Below are 15,430 nucleotides of genomic sequence, written 5' to 3'. Positions count from 1 at the left end.
CATCCGTCCCGCGCCCCCTCCCCGTCGAGGGGCCCGGCGGGGAGGCGGGGCGTGAGGATGCCCGCATGGGCATACGCACGCTCCGCCGCCGTACCGCGACAGCTGCCGGCCGCCTGCCACAGGCGCTCACCCGCCTCTCCAGGGTGCAGTCCCACTTCCCGTGGGCGCCCCACCGCCGCTGGGCGCACACACTGATCCCCTGGCGGCTCACCCACCCCGTCCCGGCCCTGCTGGGCCACGTCCCGCCGTACGCACCCGGCGCGGCCAGACCCCGTATCCCCCGTGGAGCCCCCGTGCGCCGCCGCCCGGTGCTCAGCGGCGGACCGAGCTGTCCGCCTCCGCGTCGGCTGCGATCACCGCAGCGGAAACCGGGCGCCAGATCCTGACGCCCACCCCGTACAGCACCACGCCCAGCATCAGCCCGGCCCCGGCCCCGAAGCACACCGTCGGGATCACCTCGTACGGCTTGGCGACCGAACCCCAGGAGGCCCACCAGTGGGCCACCCGCTGCACCGTCGCGATCAGCGCGCACCCCCCGATCACGGCACCGGCCACCCACCGGTCGGCCGACGAGAGCACCGGTACACCCGCGGGCTCGACCACCGGCTGCCGACGCAGCGCCAGCACCAGGAACACGGCGATCACGACCGCCGCGACCGCCGAACCGCCGTACTGGAGGTACCAGTACAACGGTGAGCCCGCGATCTCCTCGCCCAGCACAGGCAACAGCCGCATCCCCCACCGGTCGAGATGCGTGAACGCGTCCCAGACGACATGGGTCAGCGCACCGAGCACCGCGGACACGTACCACCACAGCACCAGCGACGGACGCACCCGCCGCACGCCCGCCCCGCACCGCACCAGCGAGGCCACCCGCGCCCGCCGCCCCCTCGGCAGCAGCGCCACGAGTGGTTCCCGGAGCACCAGCCACACACCCACCAACGCCCAGGTGAACAGCACGTCGACGGCGAAGACCCCGGCGAAGGAGTGCGTGACGTCGCCGAACTCCATCGCCCCGGGCAGCACACTCGCCGCGTAATAGGTCATATCGGGCGCGAACGAACCGGCGACGAGCACCGACGGCACGAGTCGCCCCCGCGCGCTCCCGTCCCCGCGCAACGCGGGCAGCACGGCGGCCGCATGGCTCAGCGTGAAAGGCAATTCGTCCCCCTGGAGCAGGTTTTGTGGCGTTGTGCGTGAGGTGTCCGCGCGGCGGACCTTCGTCGCGGTCGGCCGGTCCGGCGATCACCGGCGTCAGTATGCGCGACGCCCATCGACCCCGGCGTGCGCCCGCGTGACAGCGAACCGACAGGGGCAACAGGTGGATATCGGGCACGAACGGGTGTCCGGGCGACGGAAGTTGTCGTAGGGTCGCCTGGGCCGCCGCGTCGATGCGTGCGGTGGCCATCGGAAATCCGGGTAAGGAAACGCGGGAACAGGGCAACCAAATCCGGAACTCCGGAGTCGGTGTAGCAGAACGGGAAAGCTGATCCGGAGACATTCCGGAGAAGTTGCCCGAGACAGTGTCAAAAAGGAAGAACGCCAAGGCGATCGACCACCGGGGAGGGCTCACTCAATGGCGGCGCAGTTCGGATTGAGGCTCCGCAAGGGGGCGGCCACCACCGCCCTGGCCGCGGCCACGGTAGCGGCACTGGCCGCGTCCCAGGCTCCGGGAGTGACCACCGACAGCGCCGGGAGACAGACCGCCGGGTCACCCTCGCCGGAGGCGACCACCTACTCCGAGGACACCGCGTCGGGCGACGGCCGCTACTACACGGACCTCCCGCCCCTCGACAGCCCCAACCCCTCACCCGGCACGGGCGACGGTTCGACCACGGCCGGCGGCGGTGAGCGCGGCATCCCCGCGACCGTCCTCGACGCCTACAAGAAGGCCGAGGCGTCCCTGCGCGACGCCAAGCCCGGCTGCAACCTGCCCTGGCAACTGCTCGCCGCCATCGGCAAGGTCGAGTCCGGCCAGGCCCGCGGCGGCCGTGTCGACGCGAGCGGCACGACGATAGGCAAGATCCTCGGCCCCCAGCTCAACGGCAACGGCTTCGCGAACATCAGCGACACCGACAACGGCGCGTACGACGGGGACGCCACGCACGACCGGGCGGTCGGCCCCATGCAGTTCATCCCCTCCACCTGGGAGTGGGCGGGCCGCGACGGCAACAGCGACGGCGCCAAGGACCCCAACAACGTCTATGACGCCGCCCTGGCCGCGGGCCACTACCTGTGCCGGTTCAACTGGGACCTGGCCGACTCCGGGAACCTGCGCAGCGCGATCCTCAGCTACAACAACTCGACGGCCTACTACAACACCGTCATGTCGTGGCTGGAGTACTACCGCAAGGGCACCCACGAGATCCCCGACGGCACCGGCTCGCTGCCCCACACCCCGAGCGACAACGGGGGCGGAACCACCGGGAACGGCAACACCGGGAACCAGGGCGGCTCGGGCAGCACCAAGCCCAGCCCCAGCCCGACGCCGCCGAACAAGGACAAGCCCGGTGGCGGCAAGCCCGGCGGCGGCTCCACGCCCACGCCGCCGACCCCGCCCACCCCGCCGACCAAGCCGCCCACCAACACCGACACGGTGCACCACCTGGAGGCCGCGGGCCCGGCGAAGCTCACCGCCACGGCCGGCGCCACCTTCCCCGACCGGATCGCCGCCCGCACGGAGACCAAGGCGGGCAAGGCCGTCGCGAAGGTCCGGGTCCGCTTCACCGTCGTCGGCGACACGGACACCACCTTCACCGGCGGCGAGAAGGTCGCCACGGTCGTCACGGACAGCACCGGCAAGGCCACCGCCCCCGGGCTCGTGGCCGGCGAGAAGACCGGCGCCGTCACCGTCCGCGCCACCGTCGTGGGCCGCACCGTCGCCGCCCTCGACTACACGGCGACCGTCACCGCCCGCCGGGCCGACGCCCTCGCCCGCACCACGACCACCGAGCTGACCTGCGTGGCGAACGGCGAGTTCGCCGAACAGGTCGCGGTGAAGGCCACCTACAAGGGCGCGGTCGCAGGCAAGGTCGCCGCCACGGCGACCCTCATCAAGTCGCCCCTGGACCCCACCGAGAACGACAAGGGCCCCTACTTCAAGAACCCGGCCGACGACAAGCCGCTCCGCACCCTGACGGGCCTGCAGACCGACAAGGACGGCCTGCTCACCCTGCCGAAGCTGTACGCGGACGCCGCCCCCGGCACCTACCTCCTCCGCATCGAGACCGAGGGCGGCGCCACCCTCACCGTCGAACTGAAGGTGGAGGCCGCCCCCACAGAGGCGACCCCCACGGAGGCGACCCCGACGGAGTCCGCCTCACCGAGTGCCGACGCCTCGCAGTAACCACCGCGCACACGCCACGACGGCGCCCCTCTTCCGGAGGGGCGCCGTCGTTGTGTGTGCAACGTGTTCTCATCTCGCCCGGCCGTTGCTACGGTGCCGGACCTGACGATGTATCAGCTCCCGCTGTCGGCGGGCTCACCGGTCGGGAGGTTCCGCATGCGTGCCCTGATCGCCGCCGCGACCGGTCTCGCCCTGGCGTTCGCGCTGGTCCTCGCGCTCACCGAGCTGGGCACACCGACGGGGGAGACATCCCCGAAACCCCTGCTGACGACGGTGCCCCCGCACCCGTAGCCGGACGGCCGATGCCGACCGCGCAGTCCGCGCCGTCCGCGGTCGAACGGCCGACGAAGGCCGCACATCCACAACCGCCCGGGAGGGAGGCCGAGATGCACCGCAGGGCCGGTCTGATCCTGCTCGCGCTCGCCGTGTTCTTCGCCGCGCTGTCCCCGCTGACCCGCTGGTACGCCTTCCCACGCCTGGCCAAGATCCCCGCCGACCAGTACCAGGACATGGTCCTCGTAGCGAAGGACGCCACCCTCCTCGACTACGGAACGATGACCGAACGCAAGGTCCCCCAGGTCACCATCGTGCAGACCCTCAAGGGCAATGTGGAGGCCTCGGAGCGGATCGAGAGGACGGCGGGCCGCGACGTGGTCGTCTGGGACGGCCTGTCCTACGTCCAGGGCCCCGACGGCGAGATGGTCTCCAAGATCCCGGAGCGCTACATCTTCGACGCCCACACCCAGGAACCCGTCCACGCCAGGGGCGAGATGGTCGACGGGGACCCCGTCCGCCGCGAGGGCCTGGAGTTCAAGTGGCCCTTCCTCACCGAACCCCGCGACTACGAGTACTTCGACGCCCAGGCCCGTATCACCGCCCCCATCCACTACAAGGGCACCCAGGACTTCCGCGGCGTGGAGGTCTACTACTTCGAGCAGACCATCCCCTGGACCGAGGTGCCCTTCCCCCGGATCATGCCCGTCGAGGGCATCACCCGTGAGACGGTCGCGAAGACCGGCACGACCCGCTGGTACACCACGGTCCGCAAGTTCTGGGTGGAGCCGGTCACCGGGGCCCCCGTGTACGGCGAGGAGATCCACAAGGAGGAACTCCGCGGCGGCACCCTCCTCGGCGACCGCGAGAAGGTGACCGCGTTCGCCGGCCACGTGAAGATGCGCGAGGACTACATCGACCACACCGTCGACCTCGTCACGTCCCAGCGTGTCGTCGTCCTCCTCATGACCTCCTACCTGCCCTGGGGCTTCCTGGGCCTCGGCCTCCTGCTCCTGGCCCTCGCCCTCTACGTGGAGGCCCGCGGTCGCAGGGCGCGAGGGCCCGGGGCCGAGGAACCCGTCACCTCCGAGCCGGTCACCGCCTGAGCCGCGCGTTGGTGAACCGGGTCGGCTCGGCCGCCGCCGGGTCCTCCGGCCACGGATGCTTGGGATACCGGCCCCGCAGCTCCGCCCGCACGGCCCGGTACCCGTCCTTCCAGAACGAGGCGAGATCGGCGGTGACAGCGGCGGGCCGCCCGGCGGGCGACAGCAGATGCACGAGCACCGGCACCCCGGCGAGCACGGGCGACTCCTGGAGCCCGAACATCTCCTGCAACTTCACCGCCAGCACCGGCTGCTCGGGCCGCGTGTAGTCGACACGAATCCGCGAACCGCTCGGCACCTCGATCCGCTCGGGAGCGAGCTCGTCCAGCCGTACGGCGTCCCCGGTGGCCCACGGCAGCAGCCGCCCCAACGCCTCCCCGGCGTCGATCCGCCCGAGATCCGCCCGCCGCCGGGCACGGCTCAACTCCGGCTCCAGCCAGTCCTCCACGCGCGCGTGCAGGGCACTGTCGGAGACATCGGGCCAGGGCTCACCGAGACGCACGTGTACGAAGGCGAGCCGCTGCCGCAACGACACGGAGCCCTCCGACCACCGCAGCAGCCCCAGCCCCTCGGTCCGCAGCCCCTCCAGCAACGCCGCCCGTACGAGCCCGAGCTCGGGATCCCTGAGCGGCCGTACCGCCAACTCCACGGCCCCCAGCCGCTCCACCCGCCGCGCCACGACATCCCCGTCGCTCCAGCGGACCTCCTCGCCCTCGCCGTGCAGGGCCGCGGCCGCCGACCGCGCCACTTCCTCGTCGACGACTGCCCCGAGCCGCACGCGCGCGTGCCCGGCACCCACCGGCCGGTCCGCCACGGCCACGGCGAGCCACGGGGCGTTCCGCAACCCGGACCCCTCACCGACCTGCGCCCGAGTCCCGTTGAGCATCAGATGGGCTCCCTGCACCGCCTTGGCGACCCGCTCGGGGAAGGCCAGTGCCGCCACGGTCCCCACCAGCCGCTCGTCGGAGTCGGCGGGACGCGGGCGGCGGCCCTCCGAGGGGTGCCCGTCACGGTCGGGCGTCGCCACGGTCCCCGAGGCGTGCCCGTCACGGTCGTCGGTGGACAGTGCGAAGCGGGCATCCGCGGGCGGACGGGCCGGGCCGGACGCGTCGTGCTTCGAGGACGGTGCCGCGGCCGTCCGCAGGCGCCGTACCTCCGCACGCCAGCGGCCGGCGTACGCGTCACCCCCGCGCCGGGCCGCCCGCAGCGCCGCCAGGAGGTCGTCGCCGTACTCCCGTGGCGGCTCCTCGCTCAGCAGCGCCACGACCTCCGCGGCCCGGTCCGCCCCCACCAGGGGCGCCGCGTCCAGCAGGGCCCGCCCCAGCCGGGGGTGCAGGCCCAGCCGCGCCATGCGCGCACCGCGCGATGTGGCCCGCCCGGCGGCGTCCACCGCGCCGATCGCGGTCAGCACTCCCCGCGCCGCCGCCATCGCCCCACCGGGGGGCGGGTCGAGCAGCGCGAGACCTGAAGCCTCCGGATCGCCCCAGCAGGCCGCCTGGAGGGCGAACGAGGTGAGGTCGGCGACCTTGATCTCCGGCGCCGGGAACCGGGGCAGTCGGCCGTCCTCGGCCTCCGCCCAGCACCGGTACACCGCCCCAGGAGCCTCACGCCCGGCGCGCCCCGCCCGCTGCCGCCCGGCCGCCTGCGACGCCCGTACGGTCGTCAGGGCACTGAGCCCGCGCGCATGGTCGACCCTCGGCTCCCGGGCCAGCCCGGAGTCGACGACCACCCGGACCCCCGGAACGGTCAGCGACGACTCCGCCACCGCCGTCGCCAGCACCACCCGCCGCCGCTCCCCGCCGGCCAGCACCGCGTCCTGCACGGCAGCCGACGCCCGCCCGTGCACCTGGAGGACGTCGACGCCGTCGAGATCGCCCAGCTGTCCCGCCACCCGCGCGATCTCGCCCACGCCCGGCAGGAAGCACAGCACGTCCCCCGACCGCTCGGCGAGCGCCCGCCGCACCACCGAAACCACATGGGTCAGCAACGCCGGATCGACCCGCATGCCGTGCGGCGGCCGCACCGGACGCGACGGCGGCGCCCACACCACCTCGACGGGATACGACACACCCTGCGCCGCCACGACCGGCGCACCGCCCAGCAGCCGCGCCCAGCCCTCCGCGTCCGTCGTCGCCGACGCCGCCACCAGCCGCAGCTCGGGCCGCAGCGCCTCCCGCACGTCCAGCAGGAACGCCGCCACCGTGTCCGCGTCCAGATGCCGCTCGTGACACTCGTCGAGCACCACCACGTCGACCCCGGCGAGCTCCTGGTCCCGCTGCAACCGCTGCAGCAGCACACCGGTCGTGACGACCTCCACGCGCGTGTGCCGCCCCACGACCCTCTCTCCGCGCACCGTGTGGCCGACGCTCTCGCCGGGCTTCTCGCCCAGCAGCCACGCCATCCGCCGCGCCGCCGCCCGCGCGGCGATCCGCCGGGGCTCGGCCACGATCACCCGCCGCGCCGGCCCGCCGCCCAGCAGCCCGGCCAGCGCCAGTGGCACCAGCGTCGTCTTGCCGGTGCCGGGCGGCGCGACGAGAACGGCGGTGCCGTGCCCCTCCAGGGCGTCGGTCAGACCGGGCAGGGCGCCGCGCACGGGCAGCGCGTCCAGAGCGTCGTAACGGATCACGCCCTTCAGTGTCGTACGTCCGCCGCGACACCCCACGCGCGCGTGAGCCGGTCCGGACGGGTGAGCCGTCCCGCGCGCGTGAGCCGGACCGGCGGTGTGCCTCAGTCCCGTGCGCACACGAAGATCGCGGTGCCCGGGATCAGGTTCCCGCGCAGCGGCGACCAGCCGCCCCACTCCGAGCTGTTCCAGGCGGGCCACTCCGGCTCGACCAGGTCGAGGAGACGGAGGTCCGCCGCGACGATGTCCCGGACGCGGTCGCCGATGGTCCTGTGGTGCTCCACGTACACGGCCCGCCCCTCCTCGTCCTGCTCGACGTAGGGCGTGCGGTCGAAGTACGACGCGGAGACCGACAGGCCCTCCGGGCCGGGCTCGTCCGGGAACGCCCAGCGGATCGGATGGGTCACCGAGAACACGAAACGGCCCCCGGGCCGCAGCACGCGGCGGACCTCCCGCAGCACCCGCACGGGGTCCGCGACGAAGGGCAGCGCCCCGTACGCCGAGCACGCCAGGTCGAAGGAGGCGTCCGCGAAGGGCAGGTCGCCCGCGTCGGCGCACACCAGGGGGAACGATCCGCCGATTCGCAGGGCGTGCTGGAGCTGACGGTGCGAGAGGTCCAGGGCGACGGGCCGTGCCCCCTGCGCGGCGAGCCAGCGGGAGCACTGCGCGGCACCCGCGCCGATCTCCAGGACGTCCTTGCCCTTCAGCTCCTCCGGCGGCCCGAGCAGCTCCGCCTCGATCTCGTCGAGCCCCTCCGGACCCCAGACGAACCGGTCGTCGCCGAGGAACGTGCCGTGCTCGACCTGGTAGTCGTCCGCGTTCCGGTCCCACCAGCCCCGGTTGGCCCGGGAACTCTCCGCCATTCCGGCCTCGCGCCGGGTGGCCTCGGGCTCGTCGGCATCGGGGGAGCCGGCGGTCGCGGGGGCGGTGGAGATTTCGTGGACATCGCGCTCTTGGATGATCGGCTCCCTCGTCGTACTCTTCCGTAACCCGAGTGGCGCGACGGCCTCAGAATCGCGTCACGGAAGGTGTGTCCCAGGCCTGCGTGGCCTCATGGGACGGGATTTGTGCCGGGTATGCGGCGTTCCGCCCCGGGTGGTGCGCCTTCGCGCATTGACCCTGCCTGGCTGCCCCCGTATGCTACAAGTTGCGCTGCGGGCCTGCGCACCTCAGACGTAGCAGGCTGCGCTCGCATCTGTTGTATGTCCCCTCGGTTGTCGAGGCGCCACCAGCGGTTTTGTGTGGCGCTTCCTTGGCTGTCCGGCTTCTTCAGAGCGATACGGGCTCCCGGCGTAGCAGTACCTACGACTTCAATGTCCGTACCGGAGCCCTTTCCCACATGACGAGCAGCACCGAGACCACCGCCACCACCCCGCAGGTAGCGGTCAACGACATCGGTAACGAGGAAGCCTTCCTCGCCGCGATCGACGAGACGATCAAGTACTTCAACGACGGCGACATCGTCGACGGCGTCATCGTGAAGGTCGACCGGGACGAGGTCCTGCTCGACATCGGTTACAAGACCGAAGGCGTTATCCCGAGCCGCGAGCTTTCGATCAAGCACGACGTCGACCCCAACGAGGTCGTCGCCGTCGGTGACGAGATCGAGGCCCTGGTCCTCCAGAAGGAGGACAAGGAAGGCCGCCTGATCCTCTCGAAGAAGCGCGCCCAGTACGAGCGTGCCTGGGGCACCATCGAGAAGATCAAGGAAGAGGACGGGATCGTCACCGGTACCGTCATCGAGGTCGTCAAGGGTGGTCTCATCCTCGACATCGGCCTCCGCGGCTTCCTCCCGGCCTCTCTCGTCGAGATGCGCCGCGTCCGCGACCTCCAGCCCTACGTGGGCAAGGAGCTCGAGGCGAAGATCATCGAGCTGGACAAGAACCGCAACAACGTGGTCCTGTCCCGCCGTGCCTGGCTGGAGCAGACCCAGTCCGAGGTCCGCCAGACGTTCCTCACGACCCTCCAGAAGGGTCAGGTCCGTTCCGGTGTGGTCTCCTCGATCGTCAACTTCGGTGCCTTCGTGGACCTGGGTGGCGTCGACGGTCTGGTCCACGTCTCCGAGCTGTCCTGGAAGCACATCGACCACCCCTCCGAGGTCGTCGAGGTCGGCCAGGAGGTCACGGTCGAGGTCCTCGACGTCGACATGGACCGCGAGCGCGTCTCCCTGTCGCTGAAGGCGACCCAGGAAGACCCGTGGCAGCAGTTCGCCCGCACCCACCAGATCGGCCAGGTCGTGCCCGGCAAGGTCACGAAGCTGGTTCCGTTCGGTGCGTTCGTCCGCGTGGACGAGGGCATCGAGGGTCTGGTCCACATCTCCGAGCTGGCCGAGCGCCACGTGGAGATCCCGGAGCAGGTCGTCCAGGTCAACGACGAGATCTTCGTCAAGGTCATCGACATCGACCTCGAGCGCCGTCGCATCAGCCTCTCGCTGAAGCAGGCCAACGAGGCCTTCGGTGCCGACCCGGCCACGGTCGAGTTCGACCCGACCCTGTACGGCATGGCCGCGTCCTACGACGACCAGGGCAACTACATCTACCCCGAGGGCTTCGACCCCGAGACCAACGACTGGCTCGAGGGCTACGAGACCCAGCGCGAGGCGTGGGAGCACCAGTACGCCGAGGCGCAGACCCGCTTCGAGCAGCACCAGCAGCAGGTCATCAAGAGCCGCGAGGCCGACGCTGCCGCTGCCGCCGAGGGTGGCGACGCCGCCGGTGCGGCTCCGGCCGCGGGTGGCGGTTCGTACTCCTCCGAGGGTGCGGACACCTCCGGTGCGCTGGCCTCGGACGAGGCGCTCGCCGCGCTGCGCGAGAAGCTGGCCGGCGGCCAGAGCTGACCGCTCGCCGCTGAGGCATAGCCGATAACACGCCGGGCCCGCATCCCCTCCGGGGGGTGCGGGCCCGACGTGTGTGCGACAACGATGCTCCTGCGCGCGCGAACCGCACGGCCTTGTGTGCGAACCGCACTTCGGTGGTGTGCGTGAACCGCACTTCTCGAACCGGCTCCGGGAATGCCGGGCCCCCGTACGGCGTTGGGACGTACGAACACGAGGAGGAGCGGTCACAGTGCTTGATCCGCAGGGTTTGTACGCATGGGAGCCGAAGGGCCTGGCAGTCGTCGACATGGCGCTGGCCCAGGAGTCGGCGGGACTTGTCATGCTCTACCACTTCGACGGATACATAGACGCGGGCGAGACCGGCGACCAGATCGTCGACCGGCTCCTCGGCTCGCTGCCCCACCAGGTCGTCGCCCGCTTCGACCACGACCGGCTCGTGGACTACCGGGCACGGCGCCCGCTGCTGACGTTCAAGCGCGACCGCTGGACCGACTACGAGGAGCCGAGCCTGGACGTGCGCCTCGTCCAGGACGCCACGGGGGCGCCCTTCCTGCTGCTGTCCGGCCCCGAGCCCGACGTGGAGTGGGAGCGCTTCGCGAAGGCCGTCCAGCAGATCGTGGAGCGGCTCGGCGTCCGCCTCTCGGTGAACTTCCACGGCATCCCCATGGGTGTGCCCCACACCCGCCCCGTCGGCCTCACCCCGCACGGCAACCGGGCCGAGCTGGTCCCCGGACACCGCAGCCCCTTCGAGGAGGCCCAGGTCCCCGGCAGCGCCGAGGCCCTCGTGGAGTACCGCCTCATGGAGGCCGGCCACGACGTGCTCGGCGTCGCCGCGCACGTCCCGCACTACATCGCCCGCTCCCCGTACCCGGACGCCGCCCTGACCGTCCTGGAGGCCGTCACCGCCGCTACCGGCCTGGTCCTGCCGAGCGTCGCGCACGCCCTGCGCACGGAGGCCCACCGGACGCAGACCGAGATCGACCGGCAAATCCGCGAGGGCGACGACGAGCTGGTCGCCCTCGTCCAGGGCCTGGAGCACCAGTACGACGCCGCGGCGGGGGCCGAGACTCGGGGCAACATGCTCGCCGAGCCCGTCGACATCCCCTCCGCCGACGAGATCGGCCTCGAGTTCGAGAAGTTCCTGGCGGAACGGGAGGGCGAGGGCTGACACCGAGCCGTGGGAGGCCCGCGCGGACCGGGTCTCCCACGGCTGGGTGCGGGGCTTTCGCCCACCCCCTAAGCTGCCGGGCATGCTGAAAGTGGGTCTGACCGGCGGTATCGGCGCCGGCAAGAGCGAGGTGTCCCGGCTGCTCGTGGAGCACGGGGCCGTGCTGATCGACGCGGACCGGATCGCGCGCGAGGTCGTCGCCCCCGGCACCCCCGGGCTCGCGGCCGTCGTGGACGCCTTCGGGGAGGGCGTGCTCGCGCCGGACGGCAGCCTGGACCGCCCCAAACTGGGCTCCCTGGTGTTCGCCGACCCGGACAAGCTCGCCACGCTCAACGCGATCGTGCACCCCCTCGTAGGCGCCCGCTCCCAGGAACTGGAGCACGCCGCCGCGCCGGACGCGGTCGTCGTCCACGACGTCCCGCTCCTCACCGAGAACGGTCTCGCCCCGCTGTACGACCTGGTCATCGTCGTGGACGCGCCGACGGAGACCCAGCTCGACCGTCTCGTCCGGCTGCGCGGCATGACGGAGGAGGACGCCCGCGCACGGATGTCCGCCCAGGCCACGCGCGACCAGCGCCGTGAGATCGCCGACATCGTCATCGACAACGACGTACCCCTGGAGGACCTGCGGCGACGCGTCCGGGACGTCTGGGCCGACCTGGAGCGCAGGGCCCACCAGTCACGTGAGCGGTCCGAACACGCGCAGGAATAGCGCACCCCCAGGGGGCGTTGAACCGTCCCAGCAAGGGAAGGACTCAGCCGTGCCCGAGACCAGCGGTTCCACCGGACGTACCCCGGAGACGCACGTCATCGACTTCCGCGCGGCCGAGCGGCTCCTCACGGCGAACGACCCGCAGGGCGCCGTCAAGCTGCTCGACCGGGTCATCGCCGAACATCCGGAGAACACCGCGGCCCGTCTGCTGCGCGCGCGTGCCTTCTTCGCCGCCGCCCAACTGCGGCCGGCCGAGCTGGAGTTCACGATCGTCCTGGAGCGCGAGCCGGACAACGCGTACGCGCACTACGCGCTCGCCCGCACCTACCAGCGGCAGGCCCGCCCGGACCAGGCCAAACGCCACTTCCGGCTGGCTGCCGCGCTCGATCCGAACCCGCGGTACCTGGAAGCCGCGCGGTTCGACTCCTGACTGCCGTCGGCCGTCGGCCTCCCACGACGAGGATCTCGCAGCGCGAGGACCGCCTGTCCCCGCCACGGCCCGGAGCGCGCCGAGCCCTTACGGGTGGCGCGGGTCCGGCGGCTGGTAAGGCGGGACGTCACGGCCCGGCTGGAAGTGCGCGCCCTCGCGCATGTGGCGCACGATCACCATGGCGTCGACGGCGGCGATCAAGAACACCGCACCGCAGACGGCCGCCCAGCCGGGGCGGCCGACGAGTGCGAAGGCCACGGTCCCCAGCACCGCCCAGATCACCCCCCACACGCTCAGCCAGAGCCGCATCCGCAGCGGACTGCGCGCCGTCCTCGGTTCACTGCCCGTACGCATCAGAACCACCGCCTCCCGCTCGCTCGGCCGCCCTTTCCGCCCTTTCCGTCCTTCCGGCGCTCCTGCACCCGTGTGCCCTCTTTTTGCTGTTCTCATCTCGTTCGTCCTACTCGGAAACGTACTCTTCGGCCCGTGCGTTCTCCGGAAGACGGTGTGGAGTGACGGGGGAGGCCGAAGGTGCTCTGGAATGTGGTGCGGGCGGACGAGAGGCTCGCCGAGTGGCTCAAGGAGCTGGAGGAGGGCGACGAGGAGGCGTCGGACGCGCCCCGGGCGTGGCTGCCGGACGCCGAGGAGCTCCCGGACGTCCTACAGGACCTGGCCGTGCCGTACGAGGACGTCAACGACCTGGTCGCGCTGCGCCGGACGCTGGCGGACGACGAGGAGGCGACCGCGCTCCTCGGACGGTGCGTACGGGGTCTCGTACGGGACATGGGGAAGATCGGCAGAGGGCTGGGACTGCGGCCGTTTCCGCTGGAGTCCGGTCCGCTGGGCCGCTACTTCCCGGTGTACGTCCTCGTCGCCGCCCTGCCGTACGTGCGCGCGTACCACCGTGAGCGGGGCGTCCCCGAGGACATCTCCCGGCGCACCCTCGCGGACGTGGGCCGGGGTCTCGCGCTGCACCGCCGGAGGTACGGGGTGGGCGGGCTCGTGGCGCCCGGCTGGTTCTCGCTCCACTTCCACGGGGAGCTGTTCCAGCTCGGGCGGCTGCAGTTCCAGCGGACCCGGCTGGGCGGCCGGGAGGGCGTCGCGCTCGCGGCGGCCGGACTGGCGCTGCGGCCCGGGGAGTACTGCCTCGACCTGCACATACCCGACTACGCCGGCCCTCTGACACCGGAGGCGTGCGACCGGTCGCTCGCGCTCGCCCGGGAGTTCTTCCCCAGGCGCTTCCCGGCGGAGCGCTACACCGCCGCCTGTTGTCACTCGTGGCTGCTCGACCCGCAGCTGAAGCGGTATCTGCCCGAGGACTCCAACATCGTCCGCTTTCAGGAGCGGTTCCACATCACCTGCGGGAACAGCGAACCGGGGGACGATCTGCCTCTTCGTTTCGTGTTCGGCGACCCGGACCTGCCGGTGGAGACACTCCCGCGCCGGACAGGTCTCGAACGGGCCGTCGGAGACCATCTGAGGGCCGGAGGGCACTGGTACAGCGGGCACGGCTGGTTCAGGTTCACCCCATCGGGTGAGGGGTGAGCGGAACGGCCCGTGCCCGCACGGCCGTTGAACGGATATGAGCATCCAGACGCGTGAGGGATTTCAGGGGACGGGGCCAGGGGCGATCACCCCGGACGGCTGCGCGGTCGAGGTGTACACACGACTGCCGGTGGGGGACGAGCCGGAGGTGATCGCCGCCGCCGCGCCCGCAGGTGCGAGCGTTCTCGAACTGGGCAGCGGCGTGGGACGTATGACCCACCCACTGATCGAACGGGGCTTCGCGGTCACGGCGGTGGACGAGTCGGCGGAGATGCTGGAGCGGGTGCGCGGGGCACGGACGATATGCAGCCCCATCGAGGAGCTGGACCTGGGCGAGAAGTTCGACGTGGTGCTGCTCGCGTCGTTCCTCGTCCACACCGGGGATCCCGAACTGCGGCGCGGACTGCTCGCCACGTGCCTGCGTCATGTCGCGGACGACGGCATGGTGCTGATCCAGCGCGAGGGGGAGAACTACCACACGGATGTGCCCCGGGAGCGGGTCGACCCCCGTGGTTTCACGGTCCGTATCGCGTCGAGCGAGCCGGTGGGGGACGGGGTCCGCTCCGTGCACGCGGAGTACCACTTCCCGGACGGCGAGTGGACCCAGACGTTCCGGGTGCGGCCGATGACGAAGGAGCAGTTCGAGGAGGCGCTGGGGGAGTCGGGGCTGAAGGTGGACCGGTATCTGACGGAGGACCGGACGTGGGTGCGGGCGGTGCCGGTGGGGTGAGAGGGCACGCGCGGGAGAGACGGCTGAGAGGGCACGTGGGGTCCGAGTGGTTTCGCGCGAAAGTCCGCTCGGGACCGATGAGTTCGGAGGAGGGCGCCGGTCTGTCTCTGTGACAGGCACGACGCACCGCTTCCCACAGGAGACCCCATGTCCGAGACCACGGCTCCCGCCTCCCGACTCACCACCACTGCCACGAGCGCGGACGCGGCTTCCGACGCCGGCCTGAAGGGCGGGGTGCGCAGTCGGCGTGCCCGGATCTCGCTGGGGGCACTGCAGATCGTGCTCGCGCTGTTCTTCGCCGTCGCGAGTGCGCTGCCCAAGCTGATCGCGCACCCGTCGGCCGCCGAGTCCTTCGAGACGCTCGGCTGGGGCAGCGCGGGCATGTACGCCATCGGCGCGCTCGAACTGGCGGGCGCGATCGGGCTGGTGATCCCGGCGCTGGCGTCGGTCGCGGGGGTGTCGTTGAGCGCGTTGATGGTGGGGGCGTTCATCACCCAGCTCGCCGTCTTCGACGGCGAGTACGCGGCGACCCCGCTGATCCTGATGGTGCCGCTGCTCGTCATCGCCTGGGCGCGACTGGAGGACGTGGCCGGACTGAAGCGGCTGCTGCGACGGACGGCGTGATCCCCGGGGCAAGGGGCCACGGGGATCACGCCGTCCGTCG

Annotated in this window: 14 protein-coding genes; 10 read left to right on the top strand and 4 right to left on the bottom strand. The window is 71.9% G+C overall.

Features of this window, described 5'->3' with window-relative positions; translation table 11 throughout:
- Nucleotides 1–312: 312 nt before the first annotated feature.
- Complete coding sequence (locus AOK15_RS07815; RefSeq protein ID WP_055514169.1) at nt 313–1,161, bottom strand: DUF4184 family protein; 849 nt, start codon at nt 1,159–1,161, stop codon at nt 313–315.
- 415 nt (nt 1,162–1,576) lie between these two features.
- Between AOK15_RS07815 and AOK15_RS07810 the strand changes: the two genes are divergently transcribed.
- From AOK15_RS07810 to pgfA, 3 genes are all read left to right on the top strand, one after another.
- Nucleotides 1,577–3,346, top strand: a complete 1,770-nt coding sequence (locus AOK15_RS07810; protein WP_055514167.1) for a lytic transglycosylase domain-containing protein — start codon at nt 1,577–1,579, stop codon at nt 3,344–3,346.
- Between the two features lie 156 nt (nt 3,347–3,502).
- The gene (locus AOK15_RS07805) at nt 3,503–3,637 is read left to right on the top strand and encodes an SPW_0924 family protein (protein ID WP_107099360.1); all 135 of its coding nucleotides are present in this window, start codon (nt 3,503–3,505) and stop codon (nt 3,635–3,637) included.
- A gap of 95 nt (nt 3,638–3,732) precedes the next feature.
- Complete coding sequence (pgfA, locus tag AOK15_RS07800; RefSeq protein WP_055514163.1) at nt 3,733–4,725, top strand: cell envelope lipid trafficking protein PgfA; 993 nt, start codon at nt 3,733–3,735, stop codon at nt 4,723–4,725.
- On the opposite strand, the gene AOK15_RS07795 is transcribed toward pgfA, so the two are convergent.
- Both AOK15_RS07795 and AOK15_RS07790 read right to left on the bottom strand, forming a co-directional pair.
- Nucleotides 4,715–7,348 (bottom strand): ATP-dependent RNA helicase, encoded by a 2,634-nt coding sequence (locus AOK15_RS07795; protein ID WP_055514161.1) that lies wholly within the window; start codon nt 7,346–7,348, stop codon nt 4,715–4,717. The genes pgfA and AOK15_RS07795 overlap by 11 nt on opposite strands.
- A 101-nt stretch (nt 7,349–7,449) precedes the next feature.
- Entirely contained in the window at nt 7,450–8,208 is a 759-nt protein-coding gene (locus AOK15_RS07790) for a class I SAM-dependent methyltransferase (protein ID WP_055514159.1), read from the bottom strand.
- Nucleotides 8,209–8,684: 476 nt separating this feature from the next.
- Here AOK15_RS07790 and rpsA point away from each other — a divergent pair, with 476 nt between their 5' ends.
- The 4 genes from rpsA to AOK15_RS07770 all read left to right on the top strand — a co-directional run bounded on the left by rpsA (nt 8,685) and on the right by AOK15_RS07770 (nt 12,491).
- The gene (rpsA, locus tag AOK15_RS07785; RefSeq protein WP_055514157.1) at nt 8,685–10,181 is read left to right on the top strand and encodes a 30S ribosomal protein S1; all 1,497 of its coding nucleotides are present in this window, start codon (nt 8,685–8,687) and stop codon (nt 10,179–10,181) included.
- Between the two features lie 229 nt (nt 10,182–10,410).
- Nucleotides 10,411–11,349 carry a PAC2 family protein gene (locus AOK15_RS07780; protein ID WP_055514155.1) on the top strand — a complete coding sequence of 313 codons (939 nt, stop codon included), beginning with the start codon at nt 10,411–10,413 and terminating at the stop codon, nt 11,347–11,349.
- 82 nt (nt 11,350–11,431) lie between these two features.
- Nucleotides 11,432–12,061 carry a dephospho-CoA kinase gene (coaE, locus tag AOK15_RS07775; RefSeq protein WP_055514153.1) on the top strand — a complete coding sequence of 210 codons (630 nt, stop codon included), beginning with the start codon at nt 11,432–11,434 and terminating at the stop codon, nt 12,059–12,061.
- Nucleotides 12,062–12,110: 49 nt separating this feature from the next.
- On the top strand, nt 12,111–12,491 hold the full coding sequence (locus tag AOK15_RS07770; protein ID WP_055514151.1) for a tetratricopeptide repeat protein: 381 nt from the start codon (nt 12,111–12,113) through the stop codon (nt 12,489–12,491).
- Between the two features lie 87 nt (nt 12,492–12,578).
- Here the strand turns inward: AOK15_RS07770 and AOK15_RS07765 are convergent, their stop codons facing one another.
- Nucleotides 12,579–12,845, bottom strand: coding sequence for a DUF6343 family protein (locus tag AOK15_RS07765; RefSeq protein ID WP_055514149.1), 267 nt, complete (start codon nt 12,843–12,845; stop codon nt 12,579–12,581).
- 177 nt (nt 12,846–13,022) lie between these two features.
- Between AOK15_RS07765 and AOK15_RS07760 the strand changes: the two genes are divergently transcribed.
- From AOK15_RS07760 to AOK15_RS07750, 3 genes are all read left to right on the top strand, one after another.
- Nucleotides 13,023–14,036 carry an acyltransferase domain-containing protein gene (locus AOK15_RS07760; protein ID WP_055514146.1) on the top strand — a complete coding sequence of 338 codons (1,014 nt, stop codon included), beginning with the start codon at nt 13,023–13,025 and terminating at the stop codon, nt 14,034–14,036.
- A 37-nt stretch (nt 14,037–14,073) separates the two neighbouring features.
- Complete coding sequence (locus tag AOK15_RS07755; RefSeq protein ID WP_055514144.1) at nt 14,074–14,766, top strand: class I SAM-dependent methyltransferase; 693 nt, start codon at nt 14,074–14,076, stop codon at nt 14,764–14,766.
- 147 nt (nt 14,767–14,913) lie between these two features.
- Nucleotides 14,914–15,390: a DoxX family protein gene (locus tag AOK15_RS07750; RefSeq protein ID WP_055514142.1), complete on the top strand. Its 477-nt coding sequence runs from the start codon at nt 14,914–14,916 to the stop codon at nt 15,388–15,390.
- Nucleotides 15,391–15,430: the final 40 nt, after the last annotated feature.

It is taken from the genome of Streptomyces ossamyceticus (assembly GCF_001418475.1).
GTDB lineage: Bacteria > Actinomycetota > Actinomycetes > Streptomycetales > Streptomycetaceae > Streptomyces > Streptomyces ossamyceticus.
The sequence above is the reverse complement of the archived record's forward strand: the minus strand, read 5'-3'. Positions and strand labels throughout refer to the sequence as shown.

What these genes read in the sequence shown, in the direction of transcription:
- AOK15_RS07810 (WP_055514167.1), top strand. Translation starts at nt 1,577, where the DNA reads ATGGCGGCGCAGTTCGGATTGAGGCTCCGCAAGGGGGCGGCCACCACC.
- AOK15_RS07805 (WP_107099360.1), top strand. Translation starts at nt 3,503, where the DNA reads ATGCGTGCCCTGATCGCCGCCGCGACCGGTCTCGCCCTGGCGTTCGCG.
- pgfA (WP_055514163.1), top strand. Translation starts at nt 3,733, where the DNA reads ATGCACCGCAGGGCCGGTCTGATCCTGCTCGCGCTCGCCGTGTTCTTC.
- AOK15_RS07790 (WP_055514159.1), bottom strand. Translation starts at nt 8,208, where the DNA reads ATGGCGGAGAGTTCCCGGGCCAACCGGGGCTGGTGGGACCGGAACGCG.
- rpsA (WP_055514157.1), top strand. Translation starts at nt 8,685, where the DNA reads ATGACGAGCAGCACCGAGACCACCGCCACCACCCCGCAGGTAGCGGTC.
- coaE (WP_055514153.1), top strand. Translation starts at nt 11,432, where the DNA reads ATGCTGAAAGTGGGTCTGACCGGCGGTATCGGCGCCGGCAAGAGCGAG.
- AOK15_RS07765 (WP_055514149.1), bottom strand. Translation starts at nt 12,845, where the DNA reads ATGCGTACGGGCAGTGAACCGAGGACGGCGCGCAGTCCGCTGCGGATG.
- AOK15_RS07755 (WP_055514144.1), top strand. Translation starts at nt 14,074, where the DNA reads ATGAGCATCCAGACGCGTGAGGGATTTCAGGGGACGGGGCCAGGGGCG.
- AOK15_RS07750 (WP_055514142.1), top strand. Translation starts at nt 14,914, where the DNA reads ATGTCCGAGACCACGGCTCCCGCCTCCCGACTCACCACCACTGCCACG.